This window comes from Peribacillus sp. TE19612, assembly GCF_056279465.1.
Map to the genome: position 1 here is coordinate 345581 of NZ_JBWCCL010000003.1, position 18534 is coordinate 364114.

General features: G+C 40.1%; 21 protein-coding genes. 14 read left to right on the forward strand and 7 right to left on the reverse strand.

Translation table 11 applies throughout. The annotated features are described in order from the left end of the window. The first annotated feature begins 162 nt into the window (after positions 1-162). The gene (locus ACZ9AO_RS07600; RefSeq protein ID WP_251538591.1) at positions 163-561 is read left to right on the forward strand and encodes a hypothetical protein; all 399 of its coding nucleotides are present in this window, start codon (positions 163-165) and stop codon (positions 559-561) included. A 199-nt stretch (positions 562-760) separates the two neighbouring features. On the opposite strand, the gene ACZ9AO_RS07605 is transcribed toward ACZ9AO_RS07600, so the two are convergent. Further along, positions 761-1639: a dimethylarginine dimethylaminohydrolase family protein gene (locus tag ACZ9AO_RS07605; protein WP_251538592.1), complete on the reverse strand. Its 879-nt coding sequence runs from the start codon at positions 1637-1639 to the stop codon at positions 761-763. Between the two features lie 497 nt (positions 1640-2136). Between ACZ9AO_RS07605 and ACZ9AO_RS07610 the strand changes: the two genes are divergently transcribed. After that, a complete protein-coding gene (locus ACZ9AO_RS07610) occupies positions 2137-3753 on the forward strand; it encodes a long-chain fatty acid--CoA ligase (RefSeq protein WP_251538593.1) in 1617 nt (538 codons plus the stop codon). A 93-nt stretch (positions 3754-3846) separates the two neighbouring features. After that, on the forward strand, positions 3847-4644 hold the full coding sequence (locus ACZ9AO_RS07615) for an enoyl-CoA hydratase (protein ID WP_034314728.1): 798 nt from the start codon (positions 3847-3849) through the stop codon (positions 4642-4644). Between the two features lie 98 nt (positions 4645-4742). Here the strand turns inward: ACZ9AO_RS07615 and ACZ9AO_RS07620 are convergent, their stop codons facing one another. Continuing rightward, the gene (locus ACZ9AO_RS07620) at positions 4743-4931 is read right to left on the reverse strand and encodes a YhzD family protein (RefSeq protein ID WP_048677954.1); all 189 of its coding nucleotides are present in this window, start codon (positions 4929-4931) and stop codon (positions 4743-4745) included. A 309-nt stretch (positions 4932-5240) separates the two neighbouring features. Between ACZ9AO_RS07620 and cysK the strand changes: the two genes are divergently transcribed. The 8 genes from cysK to ACZ9AO_RS07660 all read left to right on the forward strand — a co-directional run bounded on the left by cysK (position 5241) and on the right by ACZ9AO_RS07660 (position 14254). After that, the gene (cysK, locus tag ACZ9AO_RS07625) at positions 5241-6164 is read left to right on the forward strand and encodes a cysteine synthase A (RefSeq protein WP_048677955.1); all 924 of its coding nucleotides are present in this window, start codon (positions 5241-5243) and stop codon (positions 6162-6164) included. A 170-nt stretch (positions 6165-6334) separates the two neighbouring features. Further along, a complete protein-coding gene (locus ACZ9AO_RS07630) occupies positions 6335-7537 on the forward strand; it encodes a metallophosphoesterase family protein (protein WP_476108835.1) in 1203 nt (400 codons plus the stop codon). A gap of 21 nt (positions 7538-7558) precedes the next feature. Next, complete coding sequence (locus ACZ9AO_RS07635) at positions 7559-10579, forward strand: ATP-binding protein (RefSeq protein ID WP_476108796.1); 3021 nt, start codon at positions 7559-7561, stop codon at positions 10577-10579. Positions 10580-10614: 35 nt separating this feature from the next. Next, positions 10615-11028, forward strand: coding sequence for a hypothetical protein (locus ACZ9AO_RS07640; protein WP_318291125.1), 414 nt, complete (start codon positions 10615-10617; stop codon positions 11026-11028). Between the two features lie 311 nt (positions 11029-11339). Beyond that, positions 11340-12164: an ABC transporter ATP-binding protein gene (locus ACZ9AO_RS07645; RefSeq protein ID WP_476108797.1), complete on the forward strand. Its 825-nt coding sequence runs from the start codon at positions 11340-11342 to the stop codon at positions 12162-12164. After that, a complete protein-coding gene (locus tag ACZ9AO_RS07650) occupies positions 12157-12855 on the forward strand; it encodes a (2Fe-2S)-binding protein (RefSeq protein ID WP_251538599.1) in 699 nt (232 codons plus the stop codon). The genes ACZ9AO_RS07645 and ACZ9AO_RS07650 overlap by 8 nt, the downstream gene beginning before the upstream one ends. A gap of 178 nt (positions 12856-13033) precedes the next feature. After that, a complete protein-coding gene (gene yhaM / locus ACZ9AO_RS07655) occupies positions 13034-13972 on the forward strand; it encodes a 3'-5' exoribonuclease YhaM (RefSeq protein WP_048677961.1) in 939 nt (312 codons plus the stop codon). Positions 13973-14071: 99 nt separating this feature from the next. Then, positions 14072-14254, forward strand: a complete 183-nt coding sequence (locus tag ACZ9AO_RS07660; RefSeq protein ID WP_053344914.1) for a sporulation YhaL family protein — start codon at positions 14072-14074, stop codon at positions 14252-14254. Positions 14255-14309: 55 nt separating this feature from the next. Here the strand turns inward: ACZ9AO_RS07660 and ACZ9AO_RS07665 are convergent, their stop codons facing one another. Then, positions 14310-15176, reverse strand: coding sequence for a peptidylprolyl isomerase (locus tag ACZ9AO_RS07665; protein ID WP_048677963.1), 867 nt, complete (start codon positions 15174-15176; stop codon positions 14310-14312). A 200-nt stretch (positions 15177-15376) separates the two neighbouring features. Here ACZ9AO_RS07665 and ACZ9AO_RS07670 point away from each other — a divergent pair, with 200 nt between their 5' ends. Both ACZ9AO_RS07670 and ACZ9AO_RS07675 read left to right on the forward strand, forming a co-directional pair. Continuing rightward, positions 15377-15460 (forward strand): YjcZ family sporulation protein, encoded by an 84-nt coding sequence (locus ACZ9AO_RS07670; protein WP_141242671.1) that lies wholly within the window; start codon positions 15377-15379, stop codon positions 15458-15460. A gap of 184 nt (positions 15461-15644) precedes the next feature. After that, a complete protein-coding gene (locus tag ACZ9AO_RS07675; protein WP_057275797.1) occupies positions 15645-15728 on the forward strand; it encodes a YjcZ family sporulation protein in 84 nt (27 codons plus the stop codon). 111 nt (positions 15729-15839) lie between these two features. Here the strand turns inward: ACZ9AO_RS07675 and ACZ9AO_RS07680 are convergent, their stop codons facing one another. Together ACZ9AO_RS07680 and ACZ9AO_RS07685 are read right to left on the reverse strand one after the other, a co-directional pair. After that, entirely contained in the window at positions 15840-16022 is a 183-nt protein-coding gene (locus ACZ9AO_RS07680; RefSeq protein ID WP_034314696.1) for a hypothetical protein, read from the reverse strand. A 108-nt stretch (positions 16023-16130) separates the two neighbouring features. Then, positions 16131-16670 (reverse strand): DUF3267 domain-containing protein, encoded by a 540-nt coding sequence (locus tag ACZ9AO_RS07685; protein WP_053534079.1) that lies wholly within the window; start codon positions 16668-16670, stop codon positions 16131-16133. 241 nt (positions 16671-16911) lie between these two features. On the opposite strand from ACZ9AO_RS07685, the gene ACZ9AO_RS07690 reads away from it, so the two are divergent. Next, the gene (locus ACZ9AO_RS07690) at positions 16912-17238 is read left to right on the forward strand and encodes a DUF1878 family protein (RefSeq protein WP_053534080.1); all 327 of its coding nucleotides are present in this window, start codon (positions 16912-16914) and stop codon (positions 17236-17238) included. 2 nt (positions 17239-17240) lie between these two features. On the opposite strand, the gene ACZ9AO_RS07695 is transcribed toward ACZ9AO_RS07690, so the two are convergent. Further along, the gene (locus ACZ9AO_RS07695) at positions 17241-17819 is read right to left on the reverse strand and encodes an HTH-type transcriptional regulator Hpr (protein ID WP_034314691.1); all 579 of its coding nucleotides are present in this window, start codon (positions 17817-17819) and stop codon (positions 17241-17243) included. Positions 17820-18009: 190 nt separating this feature from the next. Then, positions 18010-18372 carry a YtxH domain-containing protein gene (locus ACZ9AO_RS07700; RefSeq protein ID WP_048677965.1) on the reverse strand — a complete coding sequence of 121 codons (363 nt, stop codon included), beginning with the start codon at positions 18370-18372 and terminating at the stop codon, positions 18010-18012. Positions 18373-18534: the final 162 nt, after the last annotated feature.

The window sequence follows — 18534 nt, forward strand, 5'->3', positions numbered from 1 at the left end:
TGTAATTGTTGATTAATAATCGGAATACATGCATTGAAGGACATATGCCCAAGGGATAAAGGTTAATATATCGACAAACAATCCTATTACTCTTTTGCGTGGACTAGTATAATGAAAAATATTGGATAATTAATCCATTTGGGTATAAGGAGATGACTTGTCATGAAAAGGAAACCGCTCCTAGTTGGCCTTTGCTTATTATCAATAACGATGGCTTCAGGTTGCACAACAAAGCAAGAACATATTTCCGTTCAAAAATATGAAGGTAAACACTATAAATTCGAAGCATATAAAAAAAAGATAGAAATGGGGAAAACAGAAAAAACAAAAGAAATAGTAAAGAATGCCGCTTGGGAAGAATTCGCGTTGGAGAAGGATCATTCTAAGGCGGACTTCATCTTTTATTTTAATGATGAGAAAAATGAAGGTGGAATTTCCGTATATTATGCTTGGGTAAATACTGATGAAAATATTGTAGAATTGACGAAGGATGAACATAGCCAGTATGTACAGTTAAATAGAAAGGATTCTGAAATTATATTAAGACTACTACTGAATTGATGTATAGAGAAGATTCTTACTTTCAAAAACTTCCAGACAAGCATTTTTTGAACTCTCATGTGCCCGACTATCATCAGAGTTATATAATGCAGCCAGCCTTTTTAAGGGGTGGTCGCAAATTCCATTGAAAATTAATGTTTGACAACAAAAAGGAGAAAGAAACCGGACTTCCATATTAGTCCGGTTTCTTTCATTCTGCTCAGGCTGAATCAGTCTTCTTTTTCGTAGTCCTCAATAGTGGCATGGTGCAACAACGGAAAGAGCCACCGGACTTGATGATTTCGCTTATATCGACTTCAATGACTTCATATCCGCGTTCACGAAGCTGACTATTTACCTGTTTATTACAGGGTAGACTGAATAATTTTTTATTCCCAATCGAAAGCACGTTGGTTCCTAAAGTGAATTGTTCTTCTTTCGTCACTTCAATCATGTCATAACGTGAAGCTAATATATCCATCTCTTTTTTTGTAAAGGACTCTGGAAAAATAAGCGCCTCTGTCGGTGATATGATATTGAAAACACAGTCTAAATGAAGGAATGTTTCAATGAAAGGAACCGCAATGACCTCGTATTCCGGTAATAAGGATTGAAGATGCTTGACGGATGTTTCATCCGTTCTTTCACTGATTCCAATATAGATGGTCTTTCCGTCAATAAGGACATCCCCGCCCTCAATATGATTTTTGAGGAGGTTGAAATATGAAATACCATTCGTTTCGAGCCAGGATTTCAATATTTGTTCTTCACCCTGCCTGATACCTGTTGCCAACTCAGCTACGTAAACGGTTTCGCCAAGAGTGAAACCGATATCTCTCGTAAAGACTTGTTCCGGATATGTAAATTGAGGCGGAAGTTTTATGACTTCAATCCCTTCATGTTCTAGAGCCTTTGTAAATTGTGCGTGCTGCTCCAAGGCAAGCGCTTGATCGATATTTTCTTCTTGAAACTCTTTTTGTGTTTCGTTAATGATCTCCCGGATCTCCATATAATGAGGTTCACAGACGATCACTCGTGATAGCTTTGAATATTCACTCGCACAATAAGCTTCTAGTTCTTCGTTTATTTTATTTACCATAAATGAGCTCCCTCTAAATATAATTGTATCTTTACTATTTCCTCTTTTTTCTAGAAAGAAACATAAAAAATTGTCATGGAACTGCACCACTGGATTTAGATGGTTTAAAAGAACTTTTCAGAAATCCGCTCCCTTTCCGCCGACTGCCTGCCAAGCCTCATTGGCACCAGCGCCTGTGGGGTCTCGGCTAGCCAGTTATTCGGCAGGAGTGTCGCAAATTTCTTGCATCCATTAAGGATTACAGAAAAAAAAGTGAAGAATAACCTAATCTAAAATTTTTTGGGAATGAGCCTACGTTTTTTCTTAAATTACATTCCAGTTGATTTCAGAAATCCGTTCCCTTTCTGAATCCGTTTTTTGTCGTAAACTGATTTGAAAATATCATCAATATGAAGCCAGATTCAAAATAATCATAAAAGGTTCCTAGGGAAAAAGGATTATTTTTTTTCTGGTCGAATATATAATGAGCATGCTTTTAATATAAGGGGGAGATTGTAATGATGGATACTCCATTGATCATGACTCAAATCATTGAGAGAGCTGAAAAATATTTTCCGAAGAAAGAGGTAGTTTCGCGTACGGATGGTGGCATTCACACATTTACATATGCTGAGATTGCTGAGCGTACAAGAAGGCTGACCAGTAATCTTGAAAAATTCGGTATACAAACAGGTGACCGTATTGGAACGCTTGCCTGGAACCATCATCGGCATTTAGAAGCTTATTTTGCGATTCCTTGTCATGGTGCTGTCTTACATACAATCAATATGCGTTTGTCCCCTCAACATGTTTCTTATATCGTCAATAGTGCGGAGGATCGATTATTATTGATAGATCCGGATGTCATCCCCCTTTTGGAAGCAATTAAAGATGAGTTAACGACAGTGGAAGGGTATATCATTATGACGGATAAAGATGAGCTGCCTGAAACGACCCTTTCACCTATTTATCATTATGAAAAATTATTAGCCGAAGGAAATCCGAAACAGCCATTCATCCAAACCTTGGATGAAAATGCACCTGCCGGCATATGTTATACGTCCGCCACGACCGGGAACCCCAAAGGTGTGGTTTATTCGCATCGCGGAATTTTACTGCATGCGATTGCACTGGGGCTTGCCGATTCTACAGCAATAAGCGAGCGTGATGTGGCCCTTCCTGTCGTGCCGATGTTTCACGTGAATGCCTGGGGCATGCCTTTTGCCAGTGTTTGGTTTGGAACGAAGATGGTTTTGCCAGGACCCTATTTCACCCCAAAGATTTTGGCGGAGCTTATAGAGACGGAGAAGGTTACTATCGCAGCAGGGGTTCCGACGATATGGCTGGGCTTATTGAAGGAGCTGGAAGAAGGCAGCCATGATACGAGCAGCATTCGTGCCGTTTTATGCGGAGGGTCGGCTGCTCCGAAAAGCATGATTAAAACCTTTGAACAAAAGTATGGGATACCATTCCTGCATGCATATGGAATGACTGAAACAAGCCCGCTCGTATTTGTATCGAAACCCAAAAGCTATCAGGAAGACCTCCCTGAAGAAGAACTTTATGAGTTGAAGGCCAAGCAGGGCCTTGTTTCGCCAATGATAGAAATTAAAGTGATCGGTCAGGATGGCGAAGTGAAGCCTGATGGGAAAGAAATGGGAGAATTGCTGATTAGGGGTCCTTGGATTGCCAATGAGTATTTTAAGGATGAGCGGTCAGGGGATACGTTTAAAGATGGCTGGCTTTATACAGGGGATGTTGTCACGATTGATGAAGAAGGATTCGTGAAAATCGTCGACCGGACTAAAGATTTGATTAAAAGCGGCGGTGAATGGATTTCTTCCGTTGATATAGAGAATGCCTTAATGGCCCATGAAGGAATCTTTGAGGCGGCGGTAATTGCAGTGCCTCACGAAAAGTGGCAGGAACGGCCGATCGCCTGTGTTGTCCTGAAGGAGGCATACAAGGGGCAAGTGTCCCAGGAAGACATCATCGAATTTTTAAAACCGCAGTTTGCAAAATGGTGGCTGCCGGATGAAGTGGTCTTTTTGGATGAAATCCCGAAAACCGGCGTTGGGAAGTTTTTGAAAAGGGCATTGCGTGATCAGCTTCAGGATAAATATATCAATAAATAATGGCATATTTGTTTAATTATAACTTTTCACCCTATTCTCATAATGGTTGATGAATATATAATAGATTCATAGAACGAAAGAGGAGGAAATAAATTGAGTATTGAATCGACATCACCTGCAGGCACTGTTTTAGTCACATATTCGGACAGGACGGCCACTGTTGCAATGAACCGTCCAGAGGCAATGAACTCTCTAAATCCGAAAATGCTGCATGATTTCATTAATGCCCTTAAGGAAGTAAGCGAGAATGATGAAGTGGACGTCGTCATTTTAAAAGGGAATGGGAAAGCGTTTTCCGCTGGTGGTGACATTAAGATGATGCTCTCGCCTGGAAAAGAAAACGCTTTCGATGAGCTGATGGATGGAATCAGTGAATTGGTGACCACCCTATACTTCATGCCTAAATTGACCATCAGTGCCATTCATGGTGCAGCTGCAGGGCTAGGGTTGAGTATAGCTCTTGCAACGGATCACCTTATTGCCGATTCGGAAAGTAAGGTTGCGATGAATTTCATCGGGATTGGATTAATCCCTGATGGCGGCGGACACTTCTTCCTTGAACGCCGTCTTGGTGAAGTGGGTGCGAAAGAATTGATCTGGGAAGGTAAAGTGCTTACAGCGCTTGAAGCAAAAGAAAAGGGCCTCATTCATGAAGTGGCAGACGGAACCTTGGAACATGCGGTAGAGAAAAAAGTGCAATCTTGGCTGCAAAGCCCGGTGCAGGCCATGATTAAAACGAAAAAGATCCTTAGTGAAAAAAATCGCCCACTATTAATTAAGATGCTTGAGATTGAAAAAGCTGCTCAGATGAAAATGCGCCAAACAGCGGACCACCAAGAGGGAATAAAAGCGTTCGTGGAAAAAAGGAAACCGAACTTCATTGGAAAATGAATAAGAAAGGCCGTCACTTTCCAGTGACGGCCTTTTTTTATATAAGGAAAGTATGGAAAACTCGATCATATTCTTAGTGATTGCGCTTCCATTTTCAATCAGCGATGAAAAAGCAATAAAGCGCCTGAAGGCGATGTACAGCGATGTGTTTGATCTTGATAGTTTTTTTCCTTTAATAGATTTTGTCCCAATTCTTTTGCTTGTTCATCATTCTCGGCTGTAAATGATTCATCCAATAGTTTTTCCCCTGACGGTTCAAAAACGGTTAATTTGTATATTCTGCTCATTTTCAAAAACTCCCTTATCAAAAATGTTATCAACTGTTATAAAAATTTTATCATTATCTGTCAATTTTGACTATTGTTATGTGAGTGAATCTATTAAGACAAGGAATATTGATACATAGCTGAATATCTTGAAAAAGTAACTATATCGAACTAACTTCATCGTTTTTTCCTTTAAGCTTGGAAAGAATGAAAACAAAACCTATTTATACTAGAGGAATTCTCTCTTTAAAATGAAAAATCATAAATGATATAATGAACTTGAGTAAAAGTGCATGTTGGAAGTGTATGGATCGAAGGGGGTTTTTTTGAATGACGGTAAAAATCGTTAATAATATCACTGAATTGATAGGGGATACACCTGTTGTTAGGATTAATCATTTAACAGCGGAGGGTGACGCTGAGGTATTCGTGAAACTTGAGTATTTTAATCCGAGCCGCAGTGTAAAAGATCGGGCTGCCTTCAACTTAATAAGGCAGGCAGAATTGGATGGTATCATTCAAGCCGGGGCTACGATCATAGAACCAACATCAGGGAATACAGGTATTGGGCTTGCCATGAATGCCGCGGCTAAGGGATATCGGGCGATTATGGTCATGCCGGATAATATGTCGAAAGAAAGAATCAATATCTTGAAGGCATACGGAGCGGAAGTTGTCCTCACCCCTGCATCAGAGCGGATGCCGGGAGCCATTCGTAAAGCCGAGGAGCTCGCAGCAGAGATTCCTAATAGCTTTATTCCGCAGCAATTCGAAAACCAAGCCAATCCTGATATTCACAGAGTGACGACAGCAGTCGAGATTCTGGATCAGATGGATGGAGACCTGGATGTGTTTGTCGCTACTGCTGGAACGGGAGGAACGATAACCGGTACAGGTGAAGCCTTGAAAGAACATCTGCCGGATTTAAGGGTTGTCGTTGTCGAGCCTAAGGGTTCCCCAGTCCTTTCGGGAGGAAAGCCTGGTCCCCACAAGTTAGTGGGTACGAGCCCTGGTTTTATCCCTGCCATCTTAAATACAGAGGTATTTGATGAAATCGTTCAAGCGGCTGATGAAGATGCGATTTCCACCATGAAGGATATGGCTTCGAAGGAAGGGATATTGATTGGGCCTTCAGGAGGTGCCTCTGTCTGGACTGCCCTGCAGGAAGCCCGTCGTCTTGGAAGTGGAAAACGAGTATTATGCATTGCACCGGATAATGGTGAACGCTATTTAAGTATGGATATCTTTAATTGATGAAAAAGACCGAATGCCGTGAATGAAACAATGTTCGCCATTCGGTCTTTTTCCTGTTGAATTTGCCCATACTGCATGATGACGTAATAAAAATAATGTATGGGAAAGTATGTTCTGTTCATGTTAAAATTGAAATGTTGAAAGAAATCGAGGTGATACTTTTGAGCAGTGTGAAATTCATTCATGCGGCGGATCTCCATCTGGATAGTCCCTTTTCAGGGTTGAAGGATATGCCGTCATCTATATTAAAGGAATTAAGGGAAAGCCCGTTTAAAGCTTTTCAAACTATCATTAATGAAGCAATTTCCCGTCAGGTTGACTTTATCGTGTTATCGGGGGATCTATTTGATGGGGAAAATCGGAGTCTCCGGACACAGGTCCGCTTTCGGACCGAAATGGAAAAGCTCCAGCAGCATCAAATCCCTGCCTTTATCATTCATGGTAACCATGATCACCTCAGCGGCTCATGGATTACTGTGGAGCTGCCGGATAATGTACACGTATTTTCAGGGCAAACCGAAGTGAAACGGTTTGAAAAAATTGATGGGACGACTGTCCATCTTTATGGATTCAGTTATCCACGCCGTCAAGTAAGGGAGAGAATGATCGAAACCTACATAAAAGCTGAAGGGGCCGATTATCATATAGGTTTGCTTCATGGGAATTTGGAAGGCAATTCCGAACATAGCCCGTACGCCCCTTTTTCATTGAAGGAACTTGCTGCCAAAGATTTCGATTACTGGGCATTAGGCCATATTCATAAACATCAGGTTGTTTCGGAAGATCCGCTTGTGATATACCCAGGAAATATTCAAGGCAGGAACAGAAAGGAGTCAGGCGTTAAAGGGTGCATGCTTATAGAATTCGAGGGGGACATGACGCGCCATTCTTTTATTGAAACCTCTGAGGTGATATGGGAAAGCGAAACAATTGAACGATCCGCAGAAGGTGGATTTGATGCCCTGTTCAAGCAATGCAAGGAAGTAATTGAACGGAAGGGTTTCGATGGGAGAAGCTTTCTTTTGGAGTTGAAGCTGGATGCAGGTGATGCAGCAGGAGCTTCCGGGGAATATCTTGAAGAATTGACCCGGATTTTGCAGGAAGGGGACCAAGGGGAATCATTTGTCTGGGTGTATAAAATCAAACTCATCCAGTCCATTCCTATGAATAGGTCAAATGAAAGTATATCGCCATTTCTGGCTGAGGTATCCAGGCTTGCTTCTGAATTTGATGATACGGAGGCTGCTCTTGCCCCGCTATACATTCATCCTGGAGCAAGAAGGTTTCTTGATTCAATAGAGCCGGATGAGCATAGGGAACTGTTGGATGATGCGGAAAGATGGCTTTTGCACATTTTTGAAGCGAATAAATGAGTGTAGGGAGGAGGAACGGATTTGATTATTAAAGACCTCCATGTTTATGGTTACGGCAAACTGGAAAATCAGCGTTTTCCTGAATTGGGACAGCTGCAGATTTTCTTTGGGGAAAATGAATCGGGCAAGTCAACCCTCATGTCTTTCATTCATAGTATGCTGTTTGGTTTTCCGACAAAGGTTCAAATCGAACCGCGTTACGAGCCCAAAATGCATGCCAAATATGGGGGAAGGCTCAGCCTCATAACAAAAAAAGACGGGGAAATCGTTATTGAACGTGTGAAGGGAAAAGCTACTGGTGATGTCAAATTGACCTTCGAGGATGGAAGGGTCGGCGGCGAGGAAGAATTGAATGAGATTCTTCATGGCGTTGATAAAAACTATTACCAAGCCATTTTTTCTTTCGACCTTCAAGGCCTGCAGGGATTACATACACTAAGTGAAGGTACGATGAGTAAATATCTGCTTTCAGCCGGGCTGATCGGGAATGATAAACTTCTTGAAGCCGAAACGAAATTGCAAAAAGAGCTCGATTCAAGGTTCAAGCCATCAGGCCAAAAACCATTGCTGAATGTGAAATTGAAAGAACTTAAGGAATTGCAGAAAAAGGTGAAAGCATCAGAAGAAGAACAGCAGTCATATACGGCATTACTTCAGGAAAAAGCAAAACTTAAGGAGGAGCTCTCTAAAGTCACGGAAGGCATTCAAGAGATTGAAGAAAATCTTGTTAACGTAAGTGCTTTTTTGCGAATTAAACCCTTGGTTGAAGAACAGGGGGAACTAGAGGCTGAAATAAGTAAAATTCCGGATGTAAGTTTTCCTGTTGATGGCTTAAAAAGACTTGAACAGCTACAGGCAGTTGGAATCCCCATGAAAGCCCAACTTGCGGCATTGACTGAGAAAATGGACAAACTTGAGGGGAAACTCACGGAAATAGAAATCAATCCTTTCATCAAGGAGCATAAAGAGCAAATTGAACATGCAATCGATCAAGGAACATTGTTGGAGAAGCTCGAGCTGGATATTAGAAAAGCGGAACACGAAAGGCTGTTGGAAGAAAAGAATATCGAAAAGGTGAAGCAGGAATTATTCTTGGATGTTTCTGATGAGGAAATAAGAAAACTGGATATCAGTACATTCATGAAGGAAAAGGTGAAAAGGGCCGAAAGGGAAAAGCATCAGCTCCAAAATGATAAAAAACAGCTCGATGAGAAATATGAACTGCAAAAGGGAAGTCTGGAAACGACAGAAGCCCGCTTGAAGGAGATAAAGGCCCAGTTACTGCCAGATGAAAAAAGAATCGAGCTGGAGTCCTTATACAACAAGCAGAATAACATCGAATTTGAAGCAGCACAATCCCTTATTCTTGATGAACAAATACTTGAACTTGAAAAGCAATTGGGATTACAGAGGAAGAAGGAAGCGGATAATCGCAAACGTTCACATATCATGAATGGCTGTTTAATAGTGCTACTATGTTTAGGTGCGATCGGAAGTTATTTCAGTGAACAGATTTTGTTGGGTGTGATACTTCTAGCCGTAGCTGTTCTGTTTGCGGTTTCCAGGTATCTCTTTAAAGGTGATGATATATCGTCCGGGTATATCAGGCAATTGGATGAGATGAAAAGGAAAAGGGCTGCAATTGGGAGTGAAACCAATAAAGGGAGTGAAGGAGAGTCGATGGGGCGGCTGCTTGAACTGGACCAACGTCTCCAAAGGCGCTTTGAAAGTGAAAGTTTCAAATATGAAGAAAGGGAGGAAGCGTTTGAATCGACGATTCAGGAGTATGCCGATTGGGAAGCTAGCAGGGACCGGTTGGATAAAGAATTGAGGAACATCTTAAGCGGTTGGGGTCTGTCTTATCCCGGAATGGAAATCAATCTTGAATCTGTATTTGAACTTCTTGAGAAATGGAAGGAAGGCGTTGATAGGAAATATGAAACAATCAAGAGGCATGATTTTCTCCGGGCAGAATTTGAGGGTAAATCAAAGGCTTTATTTCATTTTGCAAATAGCCTTGATTTTGAACCATCCACATGGAGGGAAGCGATTGGCCAATTGAAACGGGAGTTGAATAAAGCGGTTGAATTCTCCGTTCAGTTAACCCAATGGATGCAGGAAAGAAGCCGTTTGACGAACGAAATCGAGCAGCTGACGATGGAAAATGGCTATCTTGATGCAGAAATGGAAATGCTTTTTAAGTTAGCGAAGGTCAAGGACGAGGAAGAATTCAGGCATGTCGCTGCATTGTCCGAAAAGAAAATCACCTTACAAAAGCAGCTTGATTTGATTACTATTCAAATTGGGCAATCCAGAATGCTGCCTGATCAAATCCAATCTTATTTAAAACAGGGGACCAATACTTATACATTTGAGAATTTAGAACAGAAACGGAAGGATTCCGTAAAGGCGAAATCCCTTTCATTAGAGAAGCGGGCGGATACGAAGCATAAGATAAAACAGCTTGAAGTTTCAGGGATTTATGATGATTTACTTCATCGTTTGCATGAAGAAAAAGCTGCTTTTAACGAAGAGGCGAAGGAATGGGCGAAATTGGCAATAGCCAAAAGCTTATTGAATAAAACATTGGACCGATATAAAAGGGAGCGCCTGCCGAAGGTAATCGCTGATGCCGAGCGGCATTTTTCCTTTTTAACGAATGGAAGCTACCGGAAAATCATCCTTGATCAGTCGGGAGAAGGGATTCTGGTACAGCGCAGTGATGGTTTGAGTTTCAGGGTTGAAGAGGTCAGCCGCGGGACAGCTGAGCAAATTTATGTTTCCTTAAGGCTCGCACTTGCTGATCATACTTTTGAAAATGATTCATTCCCTCTCATCATTGATGATAGTTTCGTCAATTTTGATGCGGAGAGGACAAAACGGATGCTTGAGTTATTGAAAAAAGTTTCGGAAAAGCGGCAAATCTTATTTTTTACATGCCACCGATATATAATGGAGTACTTTAGTGAAAATCAAGTGATTCGTCTATCCAGTCCCGTATTGCGCCAAAATATGAATGATTTGATCATCCCCGAAATATAATGGGTCTTAAACTATAGATAAAGAGAGTGAAGTCATTGAATAGGAATGAGTTTGTAAGCCGCCATGATTCTTCTTTGGAGTTAATCATCGAAAAGGAGTTTCCTGGTAAACGATGTGTTGGGGGAAAATATTCTGCCATAGGTCATAGCATCACTTTATATGAGAGAGATATTGAAATTCAGTGTGAACGCTCCCTAGGCTCGCTTGCAAGGCTTGAGGAATATACATGGGTGATTCTCACACATGAGATGGGGCACGCATTAGACCCCGATCTTGCTGTGCTTAGTGAGGAGCTGCATCGTACAGGAAAATCAGAAATCCTTTATCAAATAGAGGTCAATGCATGGAATATTGCAGAAGGATTAATTCCTTTTATCGATCAGGATTTATTTACCTTCATTAGGGATGAATCCTTGGAACATTGTACAAATCGCCTGCTTGTCGGTTAACAGGCTCTCCATATGGAGGGCTTTTTTTATTTTCCGCTAAATGGAGTTTGGAAATTCCGATAGTAATTCGCAGAGGGGGAGAATGACTATCGTTCGGAAGCTGCAGGCAGTGATGAATGAAAGTATAATGTGCTTTTTTTTTAGATTAATGTTTCCAAAGGAAGCTTCATATCTTTAAAGGAGCAATCACTTTAATGAATCATTTAAGAGGAACGGGACATGGAGTTTTTGGATTATATTCCTTTTTAAGATTGACAGTGAGAATCATTTTCATTAAACTGGTATTATTAGACTAAAAGGGGAGTATTTTAATGCGACCAGCTATTAACACTCAGTCTTTATCGCTCGGTTATGGTGATAAATTAATAATAAATGATATGAATATAGAAATACCCAAAGGGGAGATCACCGTATTCATCGGTGCTAATGGATGTGGAAAATCAACACTTCTAAGGTCTGTAGCCCGATTGTTAAAACCTCAATCCGGCTCGGTCATGCTCGAAGGCAAAGCGATTTCAACCATGTCATCGAAGGATGTAGCGAGAAAGATGGCGATTCTTCCGCAATCCCCGGTTGCTCCTGAAGGGCTTACCGTCTATCAACTAGTTAAACAAGGAAGATATCCTTATCAAAGTTGGTTGAAACAGTGGAGTTCCGTGGATGAAGAAAAAGTTCAAAAGGCGATTGAAGCAACGAATCTGACCGATTTAAAGGATCAGGCAGTCGATGAATTATCGGGAGGGCAGAAGCAACGGGCATGGATAGCCATGACGCTTGCTCAGGATACGGATGTCATATTGTTGGATGAACCGACTACATATCTTGATATGACCCATCAAATCGAGATTTTGGACTTATTGTTCGACTTGAATGAGTTTGAGAACCGAACGATCGTGATGGTGCTTCATGATTTGAATTTAGCTTGCCGTTATGCGGATAATCTGGTGGCACTTAAAAATGGGGCGATACATGCTCAAGGACGGCCAGAGGATATCATCACGCCTGAATTGGTACAGCATGTATTCAGCATGGAATGTCAAATATTCTTCGATCCAATTTTTGGCAGTCCTATGTGCGTCCCGTTTGGTAAAGGGCGCTACGCACAAACTCAGATAAAAGCGCTGGCCAATGCATAACCTTACACCATCCATTGAAAAAGAACTTCAGGGATACCGGATATCCTTTCGAGATGAAGCCAAAGTTTCCAAGACCTTCAATCATGCTGATGAGCTTATTCAGTATGCACAAGCCCGGACTGGGGCGGAAACGTCAAGGATAGCCATTTCAATGTGGTTCAGACGCTATGCTTTTTTTGTCACGGCACAATTGTACATGTTAAGTAAACATCGGCTTATCTGGGAAGGCACACTTCAGGACTTTGGTGTTTTGGATGATCCGGAAGATGAGCATTGGCTCCCGAATTTTTTGCTGAAAACCAACAGTTGGAGCAATGTCACGGAAAAGGAAAGCCCTTCTGCCCTCCATTCCATATTGAACAGCTTTGGTGCTGATGCCATTCGCTTCTTTTCCGGAACTGCTAAAATATCGAAACTAGTACTTTGGGAAAATATTTGGAGCTATACGGTATGGATGTATAGTGAGTTATTGAAGCAAACTGATATAAAGACGCGAGTTGAAAAGGACATTGAAATGCTTCTTGAAGATGAAGTATGGCTGAATATTGAAACGCGTTCCCCCTTTAAACGATTCATTGGGGAAAAAAGTGTTCCGGAGTCCATGAACCCTTATAAACGGGTGACATGCTGTTTATATTACCGAATTGATGGCCAGGAGAAGTGCGCGTATTGTCCGAACAAAAACTGTTGAAATAGATTTGATTGGAGAGCCAGGCTTGGGGTCAAGCCTGGCTTTCTTGTGGAGTGATAAGAGACGGCAAAGCTTTAGCTTTTCCTGTCCAATGTCTATCACTTATTAACGAAAACTAAACGCACTAACGAGATTGGTATGTTATAATGTTGATATTTAATTGAACGGAGGCAGTCGCATGGGAAATGGGATCATACACTACGGAATTGGTGAAGTAGTAGATATATATATGTACATTAAAACGAGTACAAAAGCGGTGGCAAGTAATGGAAAGCCGTTTTTAACATTGATTTTGTGCGATAAAACCGGGGAGATAGAGGCAAAGCTATGGGATGTTTCCGAGGCTGATGAGAAAACATACAGTGCGGAAGCAACAGTGAAAGTCCAAGGGGAAGTCCAGAATTATCGAGGACGCAGCCAATTGAAAATCCGTAATATTAGAATTACTTCAGATACTGATGGGGTCACGAAAGCCGATTTAATTCAAACGGCGCCTTTAAGTCAGGAAGAAATGATGGAAACCATCACTCAATACATTTTTGAAATGAGGAATCCGAATATCCAAAGGGTGACTAGGCATCTCATTAAAAAATATCAGAATGAATTCCTGACGTTCCCTGCTGCCACCAAGAACCATCATGAGTATATGTCGGGGCTGGCCTATCACGTTGTATCGATGCTTGGGCTGGCTAAGGCCATTTCAACCCTATATCCTTCCCTCAATAAGGATCTTTTGTATGCAGGGGTCATTCTGCATGACCTTGGAAAGGTGCATGAGTTATCTGGACCTGTTTCGACTGTTTATACAGTGGAAGGGAACTTGTTGGGACATATCACCATCATGGTGAATGAAGTCGGTAAAGCTGCAGAGGAATTGGGCATTGAAGCGGAAGAAATCATGATTCTCAAGCACTTGATATTAAGCCACCATGGTAAAGCTGAGTGGGGCAGTCCCAAGCCGCCAATGGTTAGGGAAGCGGAAGTGCTGCATTATATTGATAATATGGATGCCAAGATAAATATGATGGACCGCGCCTTGGAAAAAGTGAAGCCGGGTGAATTTACGGAAAGAGTCTTCGCGCTCGATAATCGTTCATTCTATAAACCGACATTTTAATGAAATATGCTTCTTTCTCGATGGAGAAAGAAGCATATTTTTTTGGTTCGTGCATATTCTCTAGTAAATGAATAGTAGATTTTTTGGGAGGGAATGGACATGCCAATTTGGATCTGGTTCGTGTTTATTGGAATAATTGTCAGTGCAGTCATGTCAATTTGGACAGCTAGGCAGGAACGCCTCATAGATGATGCTTGGATTGAAAAGGAAGGTCAGAAATACATTGAACGCATGGAAGAAGAGCGTGAGAGGCGTAAAAAGGATATAAATCAGGGAGCATAGCCCGAATGATGAAAAAAAAGCGACAGGTAAAGTCCTGTCGCTTTTTACTATTCAATTATTTTTCAGCGTTGGCTGCATCACCAGAAGTGATGGCATCTTTTAGATCTTTGTCTTTAATCTTCACGTCCGCTTTTTTGACTTCAGAATTCAGAATGTCCTGAACTTTAGTTTGGTCAATTTGAGCGACTTTCAAATCATATTCAAGATCTTTTTTCATATCTTCGTATGATTCTTTTTCTTTTGTATCAAGAAGTTGGATGATGTGGTAGCCATAATCGGATTTAATCGGCTTGCTGATTTCATCTTTCTTCATTTTGTAAGCTTGCTCTTCAAATGCAGGAACCATTTCACCTTGTCCGAACCAGCCTAGCTCCCCGCCTTTTTCAGCTGTGCCTGTGTCCGTTGAATACTCTTTGGCAAGTTTGGCAAAGTCTTCACCTTTGTCCAATTTAGCTTTAACTTCATTGGCGGTTTTTTCGTCTTCCACGAGAATATGTCTCGCTTTGATTTGTGGTTTATAGTCTTCATAAGCTTTTTTTACATCAGCTTCTTTAACTTTTATATCGGCAACGGCTGCTTTTTCTTGAAGCATGCCGATTTTAAGTGCACGTTTAAGATCAGCTTCGCTCTTATATCCGGAAGAGGCCAGGGCCGTTTCGAAATTTTCACCCATTTGCGCTTTAAGTTCGTCCGTTTTAGCTTTAACTTCTTTATCCGTTACTGTATATTTTTCAGAAAGAACTTTTTCATAAACAAGTTCTTGAAGAACGGTTTCACCATAACGGTCTTTCATTACATTATAAAATTCTTCTTTGGTTATATCCCCCGCTTTAGTTTCCACGACTGCTTCCTTGTCGCTGTTGCATGCTGTAAGTCCGATCAGCCCTGCAGTAACAGCAATCGATAATGCCCACTTCTTCATAAAAACAACTCCTAGTTATAAGTTTCTGGTTTGCTATTTTTTCGTATTTCCACAAAATTAACTATAACATATTCTGGTTACTTTACAAAAAATATTATATTGGTGCATGAATAAGATTTTTTTGAAAAATGGGTGTACGCCTACCCGGATATTAATCCATTACATATGATAAATCGAGGACAACAAAAGGGGGTAGCATAATGGGTAATGGATTTAACGGAGGCTTCGCTTTGTTAGTGGTGTTATTCATTTTATTAATAATTGTAGGATCAGCCTGTTTCTAATCGGCTGCAAAATTACTAATGGAAAGAGCCCACTCCTTTTGCCATGGAGTTGAATAGGATAGGGTAGCCGCTCAACAAAAAGATTTAAGTGATTTTCAAGCTATGAAAGGAATGGATTCCTTTTGGCGGATAGAAGAGTGTGCATGAAATTACAATTACTTAAGAATGGAAAGGAGGAAGATCAATGTCTGGAGGAATAGGTGGAGGCTTTGCTCTAATTGTCGTTCTTTTCATCCTGTTAGTCATCATTGGAGCTTCTTGGTGCTAAACTCATAAACAAAAGGCGAAGCTTTTGCTTCGCCCTTTTTCTTTATGTGGATAATGCCCCGGGTATCACCAATGTATGTAACAAATGATGGACATCATTTGTTGCTCATCTCTACGTATACAAAATTTCAATATAGGAGGATAATAACATAATAGTAATTAATACATTAATGGTCCTGAATACTTTAGGCTGCCGGTCTTCAGCAATTTCCTTTTGAATGCATAAAGAGTTTGTCATTCTATTAATATTATAAAGGATCAAAATAGCAAAAATAATAAACCAGAACGAGATCAAAACCTAAAATCCCTCCTTGCAAAACATCATGTATAAATACGATACCAAATTATAATGAAAAAAGATACCTAAAAATCTTAGCAGTCATCATTATGAATGAATAAGGAATCACTTTTGAATAAGTATATCGTAACCTTCGAGGTGTTCCTCGATAAAAGAATGCCTTGGGGACCCAACCAGGTTTTTTATATAAATAAAATCCGATACGCATAAGCCGGTGTGCAGGGATAATAAAATAGTGAAATAATGGATGTAATGCGGAAAACTAAGGGCACAACCAATCAATGTGACTGACATAATGACGAAAGGCAACACAAGGGTCAAGAGATAAAGATGCTTTCGAATCGGATCATGCACATTGACTCTGCATGTTAACACCAGGTTCCACTTCAAGGACCATGAAGTTTTCACTTTTTTACATAATAATCGTAAAGGTAAATAGTGTAATAGTTTGTGAACAGGATATAATAAGAGCAATAGGCTAAAAAATACCATTGTTTGATCGCCATACAAAATAACATGGGTTGAAAAGACACTTAATAATGTATAGATCAGAACAAAAGACATCAATATAGTAAAAACTGAAAAAAAGAGCAGACGGCAATTCCCATATTGTTTTGCCACGTCAATTGTTTTCCACGAATTCATTTCAAAATCAGCCCTCCAAAGCTGTTGAATATACTTACATACATTACGATGAATGGGTGGAAAAAGCAATGGAATTCTTGGATTATGTTTAAGATAAAATCACTTTGGTGAGTAAGCATGCTATGGGCGTTTAAGGCAGGTTTTGAAATGGGGATCAGGCGGATTACCGAGTGTGAAAAATCAAAAATTGGTTATAAGTCTTTTATGTTAAATTGAATGATTGAATGGGGATTAGTGATGTATGAAAAATATAAATGAAGAAATGGAAATACTCCGTTTTCATCAACGGCTTTTATTAAACCTTATACGCAATCCGGAGGCCAAGTTGGACTATCTATTTGTGGAAAAAAATTTCACGAAGAAGGAAGCGGAAGAATTATTGGAAACATGTGATATCTTGAGCAAACGCTATGAAATAGAAAAAGCGGAAGGGTATATGAACTTTCGACCGCTTTTTAATCAATTTGAAAGAAAGGTTAATCCAAAAATAACTACAAAGGAATGCATTGATGCATGCATCTCACAAGGTTTATATGTATCATTCATGAAGGAAATGGATAGAGTATGAGATTAAACTGGCTCAGTTTCTTTCTCTATCTTTTTTTTTGTGATTTTACCCTCCACGTCCGTAAACTCCTGATCGATGTTATCGAAGGATCGTTCAAAGATTTGCATGAAGTCTTCACCGTATATATTTCGGATGATGGCCATCATTTCAATCATATCCGGAAACTTGCCATAAAGCTCACGCAATGGAAGTGCACCCGAGAAAGCGGAGTTCTTACTTGGGTCGTATGTCTCCATTAAATCAAGTAGGATTTTTTCACCTTCCGCTGTGATCTCTATATACGTATTCCTTTTGTCATTTTCCTTTTTTGAAAATGTTAAGTATCCGCGTTCCTCTAATTTTTTTGAAAAGTTAAATGCGGTAGAAACATGCATGACCCCAAATTTTGCAACATCTGAAATGGAAGAGCCATTAAGATGGTAGGCAATCCAAAGAATATGGTGCTCATTGATGTTTAAATCATAGGGCTTGATCCATTGCTGCCAATCTTTTTCAATTGATTTCCATAATGCTTTGCTTAATTGTGCAATTCGTTGACTAAAAATCATTGCTTCTTTCATAGAATAATTTTTATTCTGCATATTATGGGCTCACCTACTTATAAGATTCTATATATTTATTATGACAATAAAATAAAAATTAATAAAGATAAATATTTGCAAAATTTTTAGAAAATTTTAGTTTTTTTAATGAATTCTCCATTCTTCTCCAATAAACCATGTAATTTATTGGGAAAAATGGAGAATCAAGCTTGTGTGACGATGTCAGCTATTAATTTTTAGAAGTAGGGGCGGCCGCTTCCAATTCTTTCAATGAATTTTCAATTTCCTGAACGTTCTTTAATAATTCATTCTTATTGGGTTCGATTTCCCGCTTCCAGTTCTCGATGACGACCTGAACATCCGAAATGAATGTTTTTACCGTTTCTTTGCTGATTTGTGAAGCTTCCATCGTGTCATCTTTAATATTCTGCATTTTTACCTTTAATTCATCAATTGTAGTCTTAATTTCGTCGGTATTCGTCTTGATGCGGGTCCGTAGGTCTTTACCTGAACTTGGTGTCGAAAGTAAGGTTGCCGCACCAGCTACTACTGTTCCGGTCAAAAAGCCAATTAGTAATGATTTTGCTTTCATTAGGATCACCTCATTTTATAATATGTTTTCGCTTTCCATGGTCTGAATCCCTGCTGCATCAATTGGAAATTATGATAAATAGGGAGAGAAATGCTATTGATATCAAAATACCATAATTTTCATCCTTATGGAAGAGAATCGACCATTTTATCTTTATATCAC